General features: G+C 63.4%; 14 protein-coding genes. 7 read left to right on the top strand and 7 right to left on the bottom strand.

All coding sequences use genetic code 11. The features are described from left to right. Window positions 1-115 precede the first annotated feature (115 nt). The 3 genes from uvrB (at window position 116) to LDH74_RS16070 (ending at window position 9461) form a co-directional block, all read left to right on the top strand. Entirely contained in the window at window positions 116-2170 is a 2055-nt protein-coding gene (uvrB, locus tag LDH74_RS16080) for an excinuclease ABC subunit UvrB (protein WP_226039710.1), read from the top strand. Between the two features lie 588 nt (window positions 2171-2758). Further along, window positions 2759-8233: a hypothetical protein gene (locus LDH74_RS16075; protein ID WP_226039709.1), complete on the top strand. Its 5475-nt coding sequence runs from the start codon at window positions 2759-2761 to the stop codon at window positions 8231-8233. Between the two features lies 1 nt (window position 8234). After that, a complete protein-coding gene (locus tag LDH74_RS16070) occupies window positions 8235-9461 on the top strand; it encodes a hypothetical protein (RefSeq protein ID WP_226039708.1) in 1227 nt (408 codons plus the stop codon). 217 nt (window positions 9462-9678) lie between these two features. Here the strand turns inward: LDH74_RS16070 and LDH74_RS16065 are convergent, their stop codons facing one another. The 7 genes from LDH74_RS16065 to LDH74_RS16035 all read right to left on the bottom strand — a co-directional run bounded on the left by LDH74_RS16065 (window position 9679) and on the right by LDH74_RS16035 (window position 17341). Then, window positions 9679-10902, bottom strand: coding sequence for a putative manganese transporter (locus LDH74_RS16065; protein WP_226039707.1), 1224 nt, complete (start codon window positions 10900-10902; stop codon window positions 9679-9681). Between the two features lie 243 nt (window positions 10903-11145). After that, on the bottom strand, window positions 11146-12468 hold the full coding sequence (gene nrfD / locus LDH74_RS16060) for an NrfD/PsrC family molybdoenzyme membrane anchor subunit (protein ID WP_226042542.1): 1323 nt from the start codon (window positions 12466-12468) through the stop codon (window positions 11146-11148). Window positions 12469-12568: 100 nt separating this feature from the next. Further along, the gene (locus LDH74_RS16055; RefSeq protein ID WP_226039706.1) at window positions 12569-13051 is read right to left on the bottom strand and encodes a GNAT family N-acetyltransferase; all 483 of its coding nucleotides are present in this window, start codon (window positions 13049-13051) and stop codon (window positions 12569-12571) included. A 136-nt stretch (window positions 13052-13187) separates the two neighbouring features. Then, on the bottom strand, window positions 13188-13712 hold the full coding sequence (locus tag LDH74_RS16050) for a GNAT family N-acetyltransferase (protein ID WP_226039705.1): 525 nt from the start codon (window positions 13710-13712) through the stop codon (window positions 13188-13190). A gap of 118 nt (window positions 13713-13830) precedes the next feature. Beyond that, window positions 13831-14127, bottom strand: coding sequence for a translation initiation factor (locus tag LDH74_RS16045; protein WP_226039704.1), 297 nt, complete (start codon window positions 14125-14127; stop codon window positions 13831-13833). A gap of 635 nt (window positions 14128-14762) precedes the next feature. Then, window positions 14763-16520, bottom strand: coding sequence for an excinuclease ABC subunit C (locus LDH74_RS16040; RefSeq protein ID WP_226039703.1), 1758 nt, complete (start codon window positions 16518-16520; stop codon window positions 14763-14765). 26 nt (window positions 16521-16546) lie between these two features. Continuing rightward, window positions 16547-17341, bottom strand: coding sequence for a hypothetical protein (locus LDH74_RS16035; RefSeq protein WP_226039702.1), 795 nt, complete (start codon window positions 17339-17341; stop codon window positions 16547-16549). A 168-nt stretch (window positions 17342-17509) separates the two neighbouring features. Here LDH74_RS16035 and LDH74_RS16030 point away from each other — a divergent pair, with 168 nt between their 5' ends. The 4 genes from LDH74_RS16030 to LDH74_RS16015 all read left to right on the top strand — a co-directional run bounded on the left by LDH74_RS16030 (window position 17510) and on the right by LDH74_RS16015 (window position 20933). After that, window positions 17510-17779, top strand: a complete 270-nt coding sequence (locus LDH74_RS16030; RefSeq protein ID WP_226039701.1) for a hypothetical protein — start codon at window positions 17510-17512, stop codon at window positions 17777-17779. Between the two features lie 119 nt (window positions 17780-17898). After that, the gene (locus tag LDH74_RS16025) at window positions 17899-18831 is read left to right on the top strand and encodes an ABC transporter ATP-binding protein (RefSeq protein WP_226039700.1); all 933 of its coding nucleotides are present in this window, start codon (window positions 17899-17901) and stop codon (window positions 18829-18831) included. Then, window positions 18828-19802 (top strand): ABC transporter permease, encoded by a 975-nt coding sequence (locus LDH74_RS16020; protein ID WP_226039699.1) that lies wholly within the window; start codon window positions 18828-18830, stop codon window positions 19800-19802. Before LDH74_RS16025 ends, LDH74_RS16020 begins: the two co-directional genes overlap by 4 nt. A gap of 126 nt (window positions 19803-19928) precedes the next feature. Then, window positions 19929-20933 (top strand): TRC40/GET3/ArsA family transport-energizing ATPase, encoded by a 1005-nt coding sequence (locus LDH74_RS16015; protein ID WP_226039698.1) that lies wholly within the window; start codon window positions 19929-19931, stop codon window positions 20931-20933. Window positions 20934-20937 lie beyond the last annotated feature (4 nt).

Here is a 20937-nt window from a genome sequence, read left to right as displayed (position 1 = left end):
CGATTCATAACGGTTGGGCGAGCAGTGGCCACGTTCGGATCGGTTCGGGCTCGAGTCGACCTCGCCCCGGTCGACATGCGAGCGCGTAAAGTGGCTCGAACCCCTGACTCCGATAATGAGTGACGCGAAAGGCCCCCTCCAGCCGGATCGGCCGAACGTCGATCATCCGTTTCGGGTCGACGCTCCCTTCGAACCAGCGGGCGATCAGCCCAAAGCGATCGAGCAGCTAGTCGACGGATTTCGGTCCGGAATGGACAAACAGACCCTGCTCGGCGTGACCGGGTCGGGGAAGACCAACACCGTCTCGTGGGTCGCAGAGGAGATCCAGAAACCGACGCTGGTGATCGCCCACAACAAGACGCTGGCGGCCCAGCTCTACGAGGAGTTTCGCAATCTCTTCCCGGACAATGCCGTCGAGTACTTCGTCTCCTACTACGACTACTACCAGCCCGAGGCCTACGTCGAACAGAGCGACACCTACATCGACAAGGACGCCTCGGTCAACGACGAGATCGATCGCTTACGCCACTCCGCCACGCGGTCGCTGCTGACCCGCGAGGACGTCATCGTCGTCGCCTCGGTCTCCGCGATCTACGGCCTCGGCGACCCGCGCAACTACATCGACATGTCCCTGCGACTCGAGGTCGGTGAGGAAGTCGGCCGCGACGAGCTCCTCAAACGCCTGGTGGACCTGAACTACGAGCGCAACGACGTCGACTTCACGCAGGGCACGTTCCGGGTGCGGGGCGACACCGTCGAGATCTACCCGATGTACGGCCGGTACGCCGTCCGGGTCGAACTCTGGGGCGACGAGATCGACCGCATGGTCAAGGTCGACCCGCTCGAGGGGAAAACCCAGGGCGATCAGCAGGCGGTGCTCGTCCACCCCGCGGAGCACTACTCGATTCCGGAGACCACGCTCGAGGACGCGATGGACGAGATCCGCGACGATCTGGATTCGCGCATCTCCTACTTCGAGCGCCAGGGCGACATGATCGCCGCCCAGCGCATCGAGGAACGGACGAGTTTCGACCTCGAGATGATGCAGGAGACGGGCTACTGTTCGGGCATCGAGAACTACTCGGTCTACCTCTCGGATCGGGAGTCGGGCGAAGCGCCGTACACCCTCCTCGACTACTTCCCGGACGACTTCCTGACCGTGGTCGACGAGTCCCACGTCACCCTCCCGCAGATTCGCGGGCAGTTCGCCGGCGACAAATCCCGGAAGGACTCGCTGGTCGAGAACGGCTTTCGGCTGCCGACGGCCTACGACAACCGACCGCTCACCTTCGAGGAGTTCGAGGAGAAGACCGATCAGACCCTCTACGTGAGCGCCACGCCGAGCGACTACGAGCGCGAGGAGAGCGAGCAGATCGTCGAACAGATCGTTCGGCCCACCCATCTCGTCGACCCGGTGATCGAGGTCTCCGACGCGACGGGGCAGGTCGACGACCTCATGGATCGCATCGACGAGCGGATCGAGCGCGAGGAGCGCACCCTCGTGACGACGCTGACCAAACGGATGGCCGAGGACCTCACCGAGTACCTCGAGGAGGCCGGCGTCGACGTCGCCTACATGCACGACGAGACGGACACGCTCGAGCGCCACGAGATCATCCGCTCGCTTCGATTGGGGGAGATCGATGTGCTCGTGGGAATCAACCTCTTGCGGGAGGGCCTGGACATCCCCGAGGTCTCGCTGGTGGCCATCCTCGACGCCGATCAGGAAGGGTTCCTCCGCTCGGAGACGACACTCGTCCAGACGATGGGCCGGGCGGCCCGGAACGTCAACGGCGAGGTCGTCCTCTACGCCGACGAACCCTCGAACGCGATGGAGTCCGCGATCGAGGAGACCCAGCGCCGCCGCGAGATCCAGCGGGAGTACAACGAGGAACACGGCCTCGAGCCCACGACGATCGAGAAGGAGGTCAGCGAAACCAATTTGCCCGGCAGCAAGACCGACACCAGCGAGGTCTCCGGCCGTGAGATCGAGGGCGAAGACGACGCGGCGCGGTACGTCGACGAACTCGAGGAGCGGATGCAGGACGCGGCGAGCAACCTCGAGTTCGAGCTCGCAGCAGATATTCGCGATCGGATTCGGGAGGTCCGGGAGGAGTTCGAACTCGAGGGCAGCGACGAGGGGATCGCGCCGCCGACCGAGGAGTTCTGAGCGGGATCGGCGCTCCGCGAGAATCGATTCCGACCGTCGAGAAGTCGCGATTGCACCAGCATCCACGAGTCCGTTGTAAATCCGGTACCGCTTTCGTGGCCCTCCGACGGTCCGAAACAGGATTCCGAGACGGCAGAGAGTCCGAGTCTCAATTATAGTCTCGATCTCTGAGACCGCACGAGACGTGTCCGTCATCGCTCGGTAAACCTCTCCGATTTCTAACAAACATACCTGAGTCGGACGACAGTCATTTCGCCATCTAGTTTCTCGGAGAAGATGGCGTAACCGCTTCCAGACGGAGCGAACCACCGTTTTTGAGCGGACGATCGGACGTTTCCGTCGCTACTCGAGAAGAAATTGACGAGTGACTGAGAACCATCTGTTCACCGTCTGAGCGCCGTTTCGTCAGGAGAACTCGTGGCTGATTCCTCGACTGGGACTCATTATCGCAAGAAGACAGAGAGATATTACACACATCGATAATCTATTATATTACGGCTATAGTCACAGCATATGAACATTCCAACTGAAAAGATATTAGCAGTAACGTTCTCCATTTTACTGGTTACTGGGGCTATCGGCCCGGTTTTGGCCGCTCCAGATGCCAATACACCGCAACCGACCGCAGAGAAGGGGAGCCTAAACGCGGCGTACGAACTGTTTTCGGCAGGTGGCCGTGACCCCACCGCACTCGAGCTGAAATATGCAGCCGTGCAGGAATTAGCGGTGCTGGAGCCTGCGGATCGGTCAGACGAACGGCGGAAGAAACAGGCAGGGAATCGAATCAACGAGACGATAGACGGCTATCTCGACAACGACCGCGTCGAGAGCCCGGGGGTGTTCGAGGGAGACGCCGCCGCCGCATCGCATTTAGCGTCGCTCTCGGATGCCGATCCCCACGGAGTCAACCAGACGACGTGGTTACTCGCGAAGGCGAACGCGCGGACTGCGAACGTGTCGATTACGGATGCGAAACGCGCCCTCGAGCGGTTCGATGACGACCTCGACGATCCCGGTCATCGGAACGCGATCGAGAGTCACCTTCGAAACGCCCAACGCGCGTACGAACGGGGTGAGAAAGAACTCGAGCGAGACGGAAGCGTCAAACGAACAGCGAAGGATCGCTCACGTGCGATCCGGCAGTTCATGACCTCGTGGCGACAGAGTCAGCAAGCGCTCGACACGATCCAGCGGGAGACGACCCCGCAAGTCACGATCACGACACGGGGCGATCCACCCCGAAACGACAGTGATTCGATCACCGGTGAGATCCGGGGCACTGTCTTCGATGTTCGGCCACACGATTTGACCAACGCGACGGTCACGGTCGGTGATACCGAAACGAAAACGGTTCCGCTCGAGACGACTGGCCGGGGACTGACGGCCACGTTCGCGGTGAACGTCACCCTGCAGGAGCGGCGTACGTCGGTCACAGTCGAGGTCGACGACACCGGGACCCGACGCGGAAGACCTGGTGCTTCTGACGTTGGTCGTGATACCGTCTTGTTCGACGGCGACGGCCTTCCGGATACGTACGAAAGAGATGTCGTCGGAACCGACCCGCAGGACCCGGATAGCGATTCTCCGAAGGTCGATGCAAACGTCAGTGATAACGGCGTCATCGATGGCCTCGAAGACTTCGACGCTGACAACGTCTCGAATTACCACGAAGGTCGGTTCGGGTCCGATCCATTCCGGACGGACACCGATGGTGACGGACTGCCCGATCAGTTCGAGGTCCAATATCCGGAACTCGACCAGACCCTGATCGATACCAACGACGACGGTATCAGCGATGCCGAGTGGGATATCGACGACGACGGATTGACCAACCGCGAGGAGTACGAAGCCGGCACGAACCCGCAGTTGGCCGACCGCGACCACGACGGTCTCGAGGACGGCCGCGAGTTGGAGGTCGGCACGGACCCCCAGAACCCGGATACCGATGACGACGGGCTGCTTGACGGCGAGGAACTCGAGCTCGGAACCGACCCGCTCGTGGCCGACTCCGACGGTGACGGGGTCGCGGACGGTAACGAGACGATCGAGACGACGGTTCGCGACGAAGAAACCAACGTCTCGCTAACGATGCGCGGTTCAGGGAATGTGGCATCTGCGGTAGATATCACCCCGAAGCCGACGTTCTTCGAGGAAGACGAGATCAGTGCCAGCCCGACTGTCCGTGTCGTCAACCGTACGGACTTCACGAACGCGACGATCGAAATTCCGATCGACGAGACGATCCCGGAGTCGAAATACGACGATCTCTCCGTCTTCAAATGGAGCGGACAGGCGAACGAGACGTGGATGCCGGTCGAGTCGACGATCGAAAACGGAACCGCACGTGCGACGGTCGACTCGTTCTCGTACTTCACGGTGCTCGACGCCGACGAGTGGGTCGATGCGACGCTCCTCGACGAGACCGCGGAAGCGGTTCCACTCGAAGGCAGTTCGAACTTTTCGTGTAACGCTGCCTGCGAGATCGCGAACGACTCGACGCTCGTCCTCGGTGGTGAACCGAGTGCTCGAAAGATAACCGTCGAGCAGGGATCCGAACGCTTCGACGTCGTTCCGTTGAGTAACGGCCAGCGGATCGAGGAGTTCTACGATTACGGTAACGCCCAGATCAACTCCCCGCTGCCGATCGCCGAGAGCGACAAGAGCCAGCTCTTCTTCTGGTCCGGCCCGGAGGGACTGAGTCTGGTCCTTCTCCACGACAAGCCCAGCGACGGGTCCGGTGGCGCGGTCACGATGACGTTCGACGATCTTCCGACGGGTCAGGGGAACTGGATCGTCAAGGACGACTCCGGGGATTATCGACATAGTACCCGGTTCGACTGGGCGTGGAATCGAATTCGTACGGACGGCGGTGTGTTTCGCGGGGGCCTCACCAACCAGTCGGTAACGATCGATCCCGCATTCAACGATGCAGCGACCAAATCGCCACTCGATCCCGGTGAACTCACCGACTGGCAGGTACTGACCGGCCGTGCGACCGATCCACGGTCTCATTCGCTGGAGATGGACGAGCCGGTGACCGTCCGCGTTCCCGAAGCGCCGGCGATGAACGAATCGAACGAGACGGTCGGCGATTCCGGAAACGCGTCCATCACGTATGATCTCAGCGACGATACCGACGAGATTTCGGTCGCCTACCAGACCGAGCAGACGAACGTCGATCCGAATGCGACGTTCGTCACCACCGGTTCGAACGGAACGACGGTCACCGAATCACTATCGATCGGGACGGTGGGCACGGTCAAAGAAACCGTCAACGTCTCCGCGCTTAGTGATGGCGAGGCCACGCTGACGCTCACCGCTGACGGTGTCAATCTCAGAGCACAACTGCTCACCACGGATGCGGTCGATACGGACGGTGACGGGATTCCGGATGCTACTGAGCGGAAGGGATTCCTGACCCCACGCGGCACAATCACGACCGACCCGGACAGTGCCGATACGGACGGCGACGGGCTCAGTGACCGCGAAGAAATCGGCGAGCCGACGAACTTAGCTGACGTCGCCGAACGACTCGAGCCCGGTAGCGGCGCTTCGGACCGGCAACAGCGACAGGCCAGAGCCCTCCTCGAGACCGTCGAAGAGGCCGGCTACGATACGAACTCGACCAGAGGCGTCTACCTCAACATCGCGAGTGACCCGACGGAGGCAGACTCCGACCACGACGGACTCGACGATCGTACTGAACGCGTCGAGGGGAGTACGGTCGTCAGAACGACCAGCGCGAGCGAGACCGAACGCGCTCTCGAGGGATCGGATATCGATACGCTGTCGAACGCCTACGAGACGTACAACGCGACCAGCAACCCGTGGAGCGTCGATACGGATGGGGACGGACTCGACGACAGCCGCGAACGCGAACTCGCGACGGATCCGACCGGAAGCGACACCGATCGTGACGGGCTCTTTGATCGCGAAGAAGCCGACGGCGAGGGTGATCCGACGCTGTTCGACACGCGCCCGCCGACGATCGACATCCGGAGTTCGGGATATCATATCCCGGAGACGAGCCTCGACACGACGTACTGGGTCAGCCTCCGTCTCGAGGATCCGACCGGTGTCGATCGAGCTGCACTGATCAAAGGCGGAAACGAAGAGACGTCCGAGACCTACGACGGTGACGATACCGTCTACGACTACCTCGAGTTTACCGAAGAATTCGCCGAGTCGGAAACCGATCTCGACACGAGCAGCGTAAAATCGACGTTCGTCTCTGGCTTCAAGAAGACTGCAGAAACGGTCGGGAGTATCAGCGAGAGCATCGGTGATACCGTCGCAGGGACGACAATCCACGTCAAAGCAAGAGATACCAACGGCAATGGTCAACAGGTCGTTGGCATCCAACGGCAGAATTTCTACAGCGAAGTCGCCGACGGGCTTTACACGGACACGATCTTCGATTATGCGGTAGCCAGCGAGTTCGGCACGGTCTCCGGATTCTCCTCGAGTCTGGGCGTCGCGTTCCAGGATGTCTCCCAGCTCATCGACGACCCCGCTGCCGTCGTCGAAGGGATCGAGATGCTTCTCGAGCTAGTCAGAGAGGAACGACTCGGGGCCGCCAAAACGCTGGTCGACGTGATGGTTCAGAGCGTCGAGCAGAAGCAGGCGTTGAACAACCCCTACGGCTCACTCGAGGAGAAAGACCATCCAGGACTGTATAACACGTTCGAACGAAACTGGTACGAGGGGTACGCAGCCGGCTTCCTCGCAAAGACGGCGCTCGGCGGCGGGGCCTCGAGCAGCGCCAAGAACACGATCAAGAGCACGAAGACGGCGCAGAAAGTCGGCTCGAAACTCTCGGACACGAAGGCGGTTCGAGCGCTCTCACGAGTCAGCGATACGAAAAAAGCCGCGAAAGGCCGTGCGACCGCCCGAATTCTGCTGACGGTCGATGGTGACGCTGCCGAACCGCTACTGAGTCAAGCCGATACCGCTGGCGGTGCGTTCCGTCTCTGGCGGCATCAGCGTACGATGGATGCCGACATTGATGCGCTATCGGAGACAAAACAGGGACAGCTCGGTAGATTGCTGTCCCGAGCCGGCGGAGACGGACAGCAGACCTACGCTGAGCTCACCGCTGTCGACGGCGATGCTGCAGATTCCCTGCTCGAGATAGACGATTTCACGACCCAGTATCGATTCATCAGGGCTCATCAGGACGGCACTCTCGATACGGACGACCTATCGACAGTCGTCAAGCGCTACGACGACCTGGACCCGGACGAAAAAGCACTCGCACAGCGGTCGATCGCCCGGTCCGGGGACGACGGCATCAGGCTGCTGGAAATCGGCGTCTGTAATAGCCCATGTGATAGCCTGTTGGAATCTATCGATGACTTCGGCGATAATCGAGGACTAACTACCGGAGAGACGAACAAACTCGTCGACGCGTTCGAGGATTCCGACGCTGTTCCGGACGATGTCCCCGGTGGAGATCCTGAGGCAGTGTATCAAGATCTCGTGTTCCTCGATAACAAAAACGCCGATGATCTGAATGGTGCGATCGGGGAAATTTCCGGTGACAGGGCTGGATACACTGGCCTCGCGGGAGAAACCCGAACTGCAAGGAAAGTAATCGAAAATGACGCTGATGCTGATATCGAATTACGAAAGAAGGTCGACCCCAATGATATCGAAGACAACGATATCCCGAACGGCCTCACTCGAGATGATGATCTAAAGAAGGGGGTCACTGACATCGACGTCAACGATAAGAACGGCCCTGCCTACGAATCGAAGAACACTCGTGGCTTTAAGCCCCTCTACTCAGGCGGAAGTGCAAATAAGGCTGTCGGCAACAGCCTCGAAGATCTCCGAAAGAAATTGAATACACTTGCAGCGAGTGGCGAAGATGAAATTGTTGTCGTCATGCGAAAGGACCAGCTAAATGCCGAGTACAGTGACGAAATCACAGATGACTTCCGGTCAGGAGTCGATAATTCAGTGAAATATCTCGATAACCCGACCCAACTTGGTGATGTAATCGAAGACGACTTCGATGGTGTTACAGTGGAGTTCAAAAGCTACGAGGAAGTAGGGACGTAAAATGACCGACCGACTACAAATGGAGGGCGTCGTCATGGTGTCGTTCTACAGCACCGAACGGCTGGAATACGAGGAGTTAGTCGAGCCGACGCTATCTACCTCCGCAGAGTTGGGATTTGCCGGCAAATCGACGACGCCAGTGGATTCCGACGAGGTCACGCTAGTCGACGAAAGTGGGACGTCAGTATACGCGAACGGAAGGGAAGTGGGTCTCGATTTCAATCTCGAAGGGCTGGATGAGAAGCCGATAGATTCGGTCCTTACCATCTCAGCGGCTGCCAACGGTATGATCTCTGCGGACGCCGATCCCGACGACGAGTATACCGGCTTTGCCCGCGATCTTGTCGAACTCATCCGTAAACTCACCCTCGAGTTGGATCCGATTTACGTTGCGACGTTCAATACACACTTCGCACCGGGAATCCCCTCGCCGGAGACGGTACTCGCGTTCGACGTCCCGATCGACCTCGAGCGGATCCCGTGGTTGGGGGTCTACTCCGAGCCAGTGATCGAGCAACTCGGCGGCAGAGAGCACGTCCTCGAAACCCCGGCGTGGACGGTCGAGGAACTCGAAAACGGCAGCATCCTCATCATCACGACGCGAACGCCGTGGAAGGGGTATCACAGCAAACTGCCGGCCGATGACCATCTCTTGGGAGCGGATGACGTCGAACGAGAAGCGAGCGACGACGGATCCGCCGGACTGTCCGACCCGTTCGCCGCGCTGGACAGCGGCGAGTTCGGTGCCGACGTCTGCGTCTACCGTGACGACATTCGCGAAGAATTCCGCAACGAAGATCTCCAACTCGTCCGCGTACGCGTCGACGATCGCGGTGATCTCCGCCGGCTCGAGGACGACACCTTCGTCCGGAACGTTGTCGAAGACAATTCCGGAGGGAAAGCCGATGTGATCGGTCGAATGCTCGATGACATCCCGGCAGACGCGACGCGCGACGAGCAAATGGTTTCGGCATTGCTCCACGAGTCCATCCCGCCGTCGTTCGTTTGCCTCGAGGAACCGGAGGGTCAGAACGTCGTCACGAAGGTGACGAACCTCGATGTCGAGACGGACAAACACGACTTGCTCGTCTCGCTCGGTCGCGTCGCCGACCTCGAGGAGTTCCACGAAGACGAGGATCTCGAGATGATGTGCAACGCCCTCGATAAAATTGCCGATCTCGAGGACGTCGACGGGATCGAGAAGACGCTCGAGGATTGGCTGGTCTGAGCCAGAGCAGCTACTATCGTGTTCTGTCTCGCTTGCACCAGACCAGTCGTCGACGATCGGCTTGCGGAGCAGACTACTCACATCTGTACAAGACGTTCCGCGTGAACTGATGCCAGAGCTACGCGGGTGGCTTCGTTACTAGTGAGGGAAGGAAGGACAACTACCCTTGGTCTGGAGTGACAAAGAAGTCAAATAAATAATCCCTATCGGACGGGGGTCACAACACCCCAAATCCGAACTCTGCCATCCCGAACACCGGCCCCCACAGGAAGTGGAGCGCGACGCCGACGACGACGGCGGGCAGGAAGTTGTAGATCGTCGCGACGATGGCGGCCCTGGCGTCGACGGCTAGCAGCGGAAACAGGGCGTCGCCGTCCTGTGCGATCGCGTTGGCGCTCAGCGCCGAGAACGGCAAGCCCCCCTCGGCGTAGACGCTCGCGAGCAGGATCTGGGGGCCACAGCCGGGGATCAGCCCGACGACCGCGCCGCCGATCGGTGCCAGCACGCCCGCCGCCGCGGCGAGGGTCGCGATGTTCACTCCGCTGAAGAGGACGAAGTACTCGTAGACGAGAAAGGCCACGAGCACCCAGACGGTGACGAAACTGGTCTCCATCGCCGCGTGGGTGAGCGTGTCGTAGACGGAGCCGAAGGAGTCTCGAGCCCGGGCGATCTCTCCCTCACCGACGTAGTGGCGGCCGACGGCGTAGAGGTACAGCGACAGGACCGCTCCGACGATGCCGACGACGGTGAACAGCCCGTCGAAGCCGAGGCCGAGCGCCAGCGCGACCTCGGGACCGCCGCGGAGCAGGTAGATCGTCCCGAGGACCAGTCCCGAGATGGCGGCACCCCACCAGAAGACGTGCGCGAGGTGAGAGAGCGGGGTGAGCACTCGAGAGTGTCGATCCGGTCCCGACTCGTGGGCGTGGGTGGGGGCCGGGCCGCCGTAATCGTGGGTGGGGTTGGGCCCGACGCCGCTGTTGACCACGGTGCCGCCGTCGGCCATCGCCGGCGAGAGCTTCGCGACGGCGGCGTCGACCCGCGAGACACCCAGTCCGACCTCGTCGACGAGGTAGCCGGTCGCGACGGAGGCCGCGAAGGCGATAGCGTACGCGTACAGCGCGGCTTCGGGGGCCAGTGCGAGGATGACGAACGCCGAGTCGCCCGCGGTCGCACCCAGCGTCGCGACGACGGTCCCGAAGCTGACCGTGCCGCGGACGTACAACGGCATGACGACGATCGCGCCGCCACAGCCGGGAGTCAGCCCCAGCAGCCCGCCGAACAGCACTTGTAGTCGTTCGTTGTCCTCTATCGCGCTGATGACGGCCCCGTCGGTCGCGTACTGGAGTAGACCGAAGGCCAGTACCGTTACCGCGACGAACGCGCTCACCTGAACGTAGCCGTCACGGAGCGATGCGAGGAGGACCTCCAGCAGTTCGTTCATGGCGTCTCACTCGTGGTTTGGGCGTTCGGCACCCAAAGTTTAGACATCTCTAAAGATAGGTTTAGTATCGTGGGCTAAATAGTTGCTGGTGGCCGTTGCCGGTCGTTCACGTCCGTAATCGTCGGCTCGCTCACGTCTGTCTGCCCCGTCGTAGGCCCGTCAGCTCAGCCGTCCCGGTCGCTTCCCTCGGTTTCATTCCCACGAGAGAACTGGAGCGGTCGCCCCGCTCGTCGTCGTGCGGTCCTACTCGTTCTCGTGGTCCTCACGCAGGTGTTCGATCGCGTGGAGCTCGACCACGGGAAATATTTTGGCGACGGTGAGGAAGAACAGACAGACCATGCCGATCGTTCCAGTGATCGACGCGAGTTCGATCAGGCTCGGCACGTAGACGCCCGGGACGGCCGCGTAGATGTCGAACGTGGGGTGCAGGAACCCCTCGACGACGAACAGCACCTTCTCGAGGATCGTCGCGGTGAGGACGGCGAGGCCGGCGACGACGGCCCGTCGCTTGGTGAACAGCGTCGGCCGGAGCGTCTGGGCGAAGATGTACGTCAGGGTCAGGAAGACCAGCGACATCGAGGTGAGGTAGATGGGGTTGGTCGCTCTGGCCAGGGCTGCGACGGTCAGATCGACGGGTGCGGCGAATAGCCCGGTGATGTTCTGCTGGAGCTGCAGCCACAGGAAGAGCAGACAGAAGAAGCCGAGCCAGAGGAGCAGTCCGCGGAAGATGTCGTCGGTGAAGATGTGGTCCCAGTCGTAGGCGGAGCGGAACGAATAGGCGAGGATGATCACGCCGCTGATGGCCGACGTGAGCGCGATGGTGAGAAACTGCGGCCCCTGCACGCCGCCGAACCAGGTCGGCATCGTGGGGATCACCGCGAACAGCCACGGAATGACGCCGCCGTGGAGCAAGAGCGGGGCCATGATGATGATCGCGAGCGCGAGCCACCAGACCATACGCTGGACGATCCGATCTTCCGTCCTGGTGTAGCCGATCGTGATGAGCCGGTAGATCGGATCGAGGCGGTCGGGCAGCTGGTCGCGCAGTCGGCTGACGTCGTAACGCAGGGTGAGCGAGAGATAGGTCGCCGTCAACACGAAGTAGGCCGTGATGACGGTCACGTCCCACACCAGCGGCGAGTTGTGGATCGTGATGTGGTAGTGACCGAGGACGCTCGTGACCATCCGGTCCGGCCGGCCGAGGTGGACGATGATGTAAAAGCCCGCCGCGGACAGCCCGGCGAGAGTCAGCAACTCGGCGAGTCGCGCGACCGGCATGTACCGGTCCATCCCCAGCAGACGGACCGCGGCCGAGAGGATGATCCCGCCGTGGGCGATGCCCACCCACCAGATGAAGGCGCCGATGTAGATTCCCCACGTGACGCCGCCACCGCTCCCCCAGTCACCGAGCGCGGTGACTGCCAGCCCCTGCTGCAGCTGGTAGGCCCAGCCGACGAGGAAGGCGAGAAGCGCCAGTCCCGCTACGGCGACCATCACGAAGTACGTTTTCGAGGTCGTCCCGATCGGCCGCAGAATGTCGGCCTCACTCGGCGTTTTCGTCCCCATCGTGCTACGGTTGATCACACTAGCGCCTCACTTGCGTCCGTGCGGTGCATTTGCAAGGTCTCGGAGCGATCGGTTTCATCCGCTTCGTCGCCGTCGCGCGCTACAGCTCGAGCGTGTAGACCACTTCTCGTCGCCGCTTGCCGCCGATTTCGACCTCGTCTTCGTCGGTCGGCTCGAACCCGTGGGTTTCGTAGAACTCCCGTCCGCCCTCGTTCGAGGCGAGGTCGATCGCGCGCATTCGCTCCATGTTGAAGTCCCGAAGGTCCTCGCGCAGCCGCTCGTACAGCGCGGTTCCGATCCCTTCGCCCTGGTGGTCCGGGTGGACGGACATCCGAAGGACGTCGCCTTCCTCCGCCGTGACGACGCCGTGGGTGAAGCCGACGAGGTCGCCGTCGGCTTCCGCAACGAGGAAGGCGGTACCGGGTTTCGACAGCGCCGTCTCGAGGGCCTCGTCGCCGTACCACTCGTCGATCGTTTCGTCGATCGTCTCGTCGTCGAGTTCGTCGTAGGTGTCGTGCCACGTCTCGCGGGCGACGGCCCTGATCTGTTCGCGATCGTCGCGGATGGCTGGTCTGATCTCCATGCGATGCGCTACGACAGCAAGTGCCAAAGTGGTATCACCCCACTGTGTTAGGTATCGCTACCGGCCGGGAACGAGCCCGTCCTCGCGGACGACCGATCCCTCGCTCGAGCCGGTTCCGACCGGAGGAAACCGCCGCCTACAGCTCGAGCGTGTAGACCGCCTCGGGGTAGAACTCGCCGTCGATTTCGACCTCTCCCTCGTCGGTCTGCTCGAAGCCGAGTCCCTCGTAGAAGGCGCGGCTGGCGTCGTTGAACGCGAAGTCGAACGATCGGACCCGCTCGGCCTCCTGGGATTCGATCTCCGCCATCAGCCGCTCGTGGAGTTCGGAGCCGATCCCCTCGCCCTGGTGGTCCGGGTGGACGTACATCCGGAGAATGTCGGCCGTCTCGCCCTGGACGACCGCGTGGGTGAAGCCGACGAGGTCACCGTCGCGTTCGTCGGACTCCGTCCGACTCCCATCCGCGGACCGTCGCTCCGCGCGCTCGGCGACGAGGACGACCGTCCCGGGTGCCTCGAGCGGCATCGAGTCGTCGGTGTACCAGTCGTCGACGGTCCGATCGATCATGTCGGCCTCGAGTTCGTCGTACGTCTCGTGCCAGGTGTCGCGGGCGACGGCGGTGATCGCCTCGAAGTCGTCGGACGTCGCGGATCGAACGTTCATACCTCATCATCGAACGTGGGACATAAATAATACGCTGCAACGAGGCGACCGCGCCGACGGAGCCGTGACTCGGTCGTCGCACAACACGCGGGTAGAGCGGAGCCGCTCCCGGAGGGTCTCACTCCCGAACGTCGAACCCTCGGTCCCGAAGCAGGTCCGGGACGCGATCGCGGTGGTCTCCCTGCAGTTCGATGCGACCTTCGTCGACCGTTCCGCCAGTCCCGAGCGAACTCTTGAGGTCCGAGGCGGTCGATTCGATTTCCGACTTCGTGAGGTCGAAGCCCTCGATGATCGTCACCGGCTTGTCGTATCGCCGGCTCTCGGTTCGGAGCGACAGTACTTGCTGAGATGTCTCGAGGTCGCCCTGGCTGTCGAGTTCGTCGAGCAGGTCGTCGATGTCGTCGTTGTCTGCCATATAGTCGCATGGGCCGTGGGCGAGGATAGCCCTGTCCTTGCCGTCGCAACGGTCGCGGGATCGGATCCGACGGCCGGTTCGGACCGATCGTTCCGTTGCTGCTCTCGAGTCACGTCCTCCGGTCGTTGTCCTGCTCAGTGAAGGGGTACCACGTCTTACTCCAGACCGACCATCCGGCGTGCGGTGGCGCGCGCTGTCGGCGAGGCGTGACTAGTGCGAGACCGGAGGTCTCGCAGACCATTCGCGCGGCGTCGCCGCGCGAAGACGACGGGAGCGCCTCGAAAGCGAATAGCGCGGGACCGGAGGTCCCGCGAACCATGCGAACGGGTCGAAGACCCGTGAGCAGACGGAGAACGAAGTGATCCGTGAGCAGGCCGACCGAACATCAGTGAGGGTGGCCGATGACGTTGCGCGAGGGATGAGTGAGGGAGCAGAGCGACCGAACGTTAGCGCGGGACCGACGGTCCCGCGAACCATACGAACGGCCTTCGGCCCGTGAGTAGAAATCGGCTGGGGAGGGCGTGGCGATTCCCTGTTGCCACGACCGCAGGACGCTTCGTCTCACCCAATCCCTCCAGAACACACTGTCCCGTTCTCAGATGGAGAGTGCGGCAAAGAGACGAGCTCTGCTGATGTTAGAGCCGCGACTTAATCGTCTCGGCCGTCTTCTCGCCGATCCCCTCGACGCTCCGAAGGTCCTCGAGGCTCGCCTCGCGAACGTTCTCGACGCTGCCGAACCGCCCCAGAAGTCGTTTTCTGGTTTCGGGGCCGACTCCCTGCACGTCGTCGAGCACCGTCTTGACCTCGTCGCGGATAGTCTGGTGATACTGCACGGCAAAGCGGTGGGCCTCGTCTCGCACGCGCTGGAGGAGGTGCAGATGCGGCGCATCGCTCGGCCACGAGAACGTCCGACGGGGCGTGACCACGCGCTCCTCGGCCTTCGCCAGCGCCACGGCGGGCACGTCCCAGCCGACCGCCTCGAGCGCGTCGCGGGCGGCCTCGAGCTGGCCCTCGCCGCCGTCGATCAACAGCAGATCGGGATCCGGCCGGTCGTCGCGGTCCTCGACGGCGCGGCTGGCGCGCCACTCGAGCAGGGCGCGCATGTTGTCGTAATCGTCGTTCTGGTCGGTGAGCTTCTTTCGGCGATAGTCGCTCTTCTCGGCGCTGCCGTCGACGAAGGTGACGTCGCTCCCGACCGCCGATTTCCCCTGGGCGTGGCTCACGTCGAAGCCCTCGATCCGCCGGGCCGAGTCGATCTCGAGGGCGTCCGCGAGCATCCCGCACTCGTCGCGTCGACCCACGTTGCGCCGGGCGTTCTTCAGCGCGAGTTCGACGAGTTTGGCCTCCCGGCCCGCACCCGGGACGCGGACCGAGACGCCCTCCGCCTCGAGCCAGGCCGCGACCTCCTCGTCGCCGTGTCGTTCGGGCAGAAGCAGGGCGTCCGGAAGCTCGCGTTCTGCGTAGTACTGGACGATGAAGGCGGCGAGCACGGCGGAGACGCCGTCAGCCTCGCCGTCGGCGTCGACCCCCGCGGAGCCGGGTGCCTCGAGCGTGTGCCGGTCCCGGTCGATCAGTTTACCGTGCTCCGCGCGCAGCCGGGCGACGGTCGCGTCCTCGCCCTCGATGGCGACGCCGAGCACGTCGACGCCCCGCTCGTCACCGGTCGACTGAACCGCCTCGCCGCCTTCGCCGTGGAAGGCCGCGACGGTCTCGAGTCGGTCCCGCAGGTTCGCCGCGCGCTCGAAGTTCTGCTCCTCGGCGGCGGCTTCCATCTCCCGGCGTAGCGGGTCCGTGAGGATTCCAGTCTCGCCCTCGAGGAAGCGCTCGACGGCGGTGACGTCCTGCGCGTAGCTCTCGAGGTCGATTTCTCGGGTGCAGGGCGCGGTACACAGCCCCATCTCGTAGTCCAGACACGGCCGCTCGCGGCCCGCGTACTTGTGGTCCGAACAGCCCCGCACGCCGTACGTCTCCCGCAGGGCCTTCACGACGGTCTCGACCTGCACTTTGCTGGTGTAGGGGCCGAAGACCGTTGCGGACTCGTCCGGGTCCCGCGTGATCTCGATCCGCGGGGCGTCGTGGGCCGTCAGTTGGACCATCGGATACGACTTGTCGTCCTTGAGCCGGACGTTGTAGCGGGGCTGGTGGCGCTTGATCAGGTTCGCCTCGAGCAGCAGCGCCTGCGTCTCGGTGTCGGTGACGGCGATCTCGATCCCGTCGGCGCGGTCGACCATCCGGCGGATCCGCGCGCTTCGGGGATCGGCGTAGGACCGGACCCGACTGCGGAGATCGACCGCTTTCCCGACGTAGAGTGTGGTTCCGTCCTCCCGGAACTGGTAGACGCCGGGCTCTCGGGGCAACGACCCGGCGCGCTCGCGAACCGCGTCGGCGTTCATCGGCCGCCCTACGGAGTCAGGAGGTTTCAGCCTGACTCCTCGTCCCCGAGCCACTCCGCGTTGGGTCGGTCCGCTCGAGCCCGCTCGTCACCGCGCGGGTCGTCCCGCAGCCCCTCGCCGCGACCGCCGTCGGTATCGGTGCTTCCCTCGAGCGTCGATGCCGACACGGGCGCTGACGGTGACGCCGACGCAGACGCCGATGCTGACGCCGCTTTCGGTCGAATCGCGGTCTCGATCTCGGCGGTCAGGCCGGCCTCGAGATCGGCCCGGCTGACGGGAACTATGAGGTCGGTCCCGCCGCGCACCCGCAGGACGAGCCGGCGCGAACGCGAGCGGACGTAACGCCAGACGAGGGCGGCGGCGACGGCCAGCGCGACGCCGCCGCTCAGGAGAACGGCCCAGTCGAGCACCAGGAGGGCCGTTTCGATCGCCGAGAGCGCGCCGTCGACGAGGCGCTCGAGAGGGTCCGAGTCCGGGAGCGGGCCGGTGTCCTGAAGGCCGGACGCCGGAACGTAATCGACGAAGCTGACGGCCCTCGCCGCCTCGAGCAACCCGACGCCGACGAAAGCGGCGGCGATTCCCCAGCAGAGTCGACGGAGCCGGTCGACCGTTTCGACGCTCACGGTTCCGACGTTCGGCCGCTCGGCGTGGCGAAACCCCGGTCCGTCCGCGTCCGGGACGAACGTCATGACGCGACGGTTCGTGACGACGACCGTCGCGCTCTCGAGGTCGACGCGTCGCTCGACCCTCTCTCCCTCGTCACACAGCTGATCGGCGTGCTCGCTCCACTGCGCGACGCGCTCCGTTCTGGTCTCGGCCATCGATGATCGTCATCACTGCTCCACCGTCGACCCTCAAGTACGTCGGTGCCCGTTCGCGCGAGTAGGGCGCGCCTTCGGGGCGGATCCAATACCGTCAGACGGGGCTCGACACCGTTGGGACGGGTTCGACACGGTACTTTCTCGGTGCTTGACCCCGACTTGACGCGTATGAGTGACTCGACGGTTCGGTGCTGGCTCGTCGAACGAACGTTCGACGACCGCAACCTCGTGACGATCGTCTACGCGACACCCGACGGCTCGCGCTACCAGCAACGGGAGCGATCCGCGACGTCGCTGCAAACTGGGTCGGCGGTCACCGCGGCCGCGGAGATCCCCGACGACGAACTCGAGCCGGTGACCGACGAGGAAACCCGCGAACGCTACGCCACGGAGGTCGAACGGACGGCCGAACAGCACGAGCCCGACGATCCGATATAAGTATGACAACCATTCACGCCCAAATCGGCGATATTGGCGCGTAACGGCCGGTAACCGTTGAATACAACTGTAACGAGGATGTCACAAACCTTATCGGGCAACGCTACGACCACTCTGTCATGCCCGCTATTACAGTCGACAACCTGACCAAGTCGTTTGGTCAAACCGTCGCACTCGATGACCTCTCCTTCCGGGTCGAAGAGGGCGAGGTGTTCGGTTTCCTCGGTCCCAACGGCGCCGGGAAGTCGACGACGATCAACATCATTCTCGATTTCGCCCGCCCGACGGCGGGCGAAGTTAGCGTTCTCGGAATGGACGCCCAGCGGTACAGTCGGGACATCCGGCAGCGAACCGGGGTTCTCCCCGAGGGCGTCGAGTTGTACGACCGGCTGACCGCCCGCCAGCACCTCGAGTTCGCGATCGACTCGAAGGACGCCGACGACGACCCCGAGGCGCTGCTCGAGCGGGTCGGCCTCGTCGACGCCATCGACAGGAAGGCCGGCGGGTATTCGAAGGGGATGGCCCAGCGGCTCATGCTCGCGATGGCGCTGGTCGGCGAGCCGGACCTGCTGATCCTCGACGAGCCCTCGACCGGACTCGACCCTAACGGGGCCCGCGAGATGCGCGAGATCGTCCGCAAAGAGAACGAACGGGGCGCGACCGTCTTCTTCTCGAGTCACATCATGGAGCAGGTCGAGGCGGTCTGCGACCGCGTCGGCATCCTCCGGGACGGCGAGATGGTCGCCGTCGACTCCGTCGAGGGACTGCGCGACTCCGTCGAAGGCGGGACGACGCTACGCGTCACCGTCGATCGGATCGACGACGACGCGCTGCAGGCGGTCCGCTCGCTCCCCGACGTCAGTGACGCCACCGTCCAGGGGCAGAACCCGCCGACGATCGTCGTCGCCGTCGACGGCTCCAAGACGGCCGTTCTCTCCGCGCTCGAGGACCGCGGCATCGAGATTCAGGACTTCGAGACGACCGAAGCGTCGCTCGAGGACGTCTTCCAGTCGTATACGACCGACACCGGAACGGAGGTGCACGCGCGATGAGCACCGATACGAGTACCGGAACGGGATCGGTGGATTCGGGCGGATCGACCTCGAGTTCGATCAACCTCGAGAGCGTCCGCGCGGTCGCGAAGAAGGACTTCCAGGACGCGGTTCGCTCGTGGCTGTTCTGGGGTCTGAGTGCGTTCTTCTTCCTGCTGCTGGTCGGTATCACGGGATCGCTCGCGTACTTCGGTGAGGATCTCGCAGCGCAAGGAGCGACGACCAATATGCTCGTGTCGTTGGCCAGTGAGATCACACGAATCGTGATCCCGCTGATCGCGCTGGTGCTCGGCTGGAAATCGATCGCCGGCGAGCGCGAGAGCGGGAGCATCAAGGTTATGCTCTCGCTCCCCCACTCCCGGAAGGACGTCCTGCTCGGGAAACTGATCGGTCGATCGGCTGTCCTCTCGCTCTCGTTGACCGTCGGGTTCGTGCTCGCCGCCGCCGTCGTCGCTGCGTTGCTCGGTGGCTTCGACATCGTGGACTACGTCGGCCTCCTCGCGATGTCGATCATCTACGGCGTTGCGTACACGAGTATCGCCGTCTCGCTCTCGTCCCTGACCCGCTCGACGACGATCGCCGGCGCCGCGATGTTCAGTATCTTTCTCCTGTTCTACGTCATCTGGAATAGTCTATCGGGGGTGTTCGGGCTGTTGGCAGATCGAGAGATCCTCTTCTTCGATACCGTGACCTACACCACCGAATTTCAGGGACAGGAGGTACAAGTCGAACGTCTCCCGAATTGGGCGTACTTCATCATCAATCTCGATCCCGGCGAAGCATTTAGACGCGTCCTGACACTGGTCACTGACGTCGACTCGATCCAACTGCAGGCCCAGTTGAGCGAGGAAATGTTCGGCGGTCAACTGCCGTTTTTCCTTCAGGACTGGTTCTCCTTTATCATCCTGCTGGCCTGGATCGTCGTCCCGCTCGCGATCGCGCTCTGGCGGTTCGATCGCGTCGACCTGTGAACTGACGCGCGACTGCTTCTCTCTTGCGTTTCACGCTCGAGTCCCGACCGAAAGTCCGATCGCCAGCGATGACACTCCATCAACCGTGGCAATCGGTTTAGGTTTCTTCCGGCCGTATACGACCCCGTGACCGACTGCATCTGCTACGGCGGCAAGGGCGGCGTCGGTAAGACGACCTGCGCCGCGGCCACCGGGCTCTCGCTGGCCGCCGCGGGCCGGCGGACGCTCGTCGTCTCGACCGACCCCGCTCACTCGCTCGCCGACTCGCTCGAGGCCGATATCGGACCGGAGCCGACCGAACTCGAGGCACCCACTCTACTCGAAGGTGCCGAGACGGCCGCGCCGCTCGAGACCGAGGACGACCAATCGGGACGTCTGTGGGCGGTCGAGATCGATCCCGAAACGCAGCGAGAGCGCTACGAGAAACTGGCGCGGGCGCTGGCGGCGGACCTGCGCAGCGCCGGGATCAGCCTCTCGGACGCGGAAGTCGAGGAACTCTTTGCGGGCGGCGCGCCGGCCGGCAGCGACGAGATCGCGGCGCTCGATCTGCTGGTCGAGTACGTCGACTCCGGCGAGTGGGACGTCGTCGTCTTCGACACCGCGCCGACGGGCCACACCCTGCGGCTGTTCGACATGCCCGGGGCCATGGGACGCGCGCTCGAGACGGCCCAGTCGCTTCGCGGGCAGGCGAAGCGGATCGGATCGGCGGCCCGGACGGCGGTACTCGGACCGATGTCGATGCTCGGCGGGCGGCGCGACGACGAGGACGAGAGCCTCGCGGCGTTTCAGGCCCGCCTCGAGCGCGCCCGCGACCTGCTCACCGATCCCGAGCGGACCGAGTTTCGGGTCGTCCTGATTCCGGAAGCGATGGCCATCGCGGAGTCCGAACGGCTCGTCGAACGGCTTCGCGAGGCCGGCGTGTCGGTCGAGCGGCTGGTGGTGAATCGGGTGCTCGAGGACCCCCACGAGGGCTGTCCGCGCTGTGAGTCGCGGCGGGCGCGCCACGAGGAACGGCTCGCCGAAATCCGCGAGACGTTTCCGGGGCTCGAGGTGGTGACGCTGCCCGACCTCGAGGGGGAGGTGCAGGGCGGGGAGTCGCTGGCGGTGATCGCCGAGCGGCTGCCGACCTGAGCGA

This window comes from Natrinema sp. DC36, assembly GCF_020405225.1.
In the GTDB taxonomy this organism is placed as follows: Archaea; Halobacteriota; Halobacteria; order Halobacteriales; family Natrialbaceae; genus Natrinema.
The sequence above is the reverse complement of the archived record's forward strand: the minus strand, read 5'-3'. Positions and strand labels throughout refer to the sequence as shown.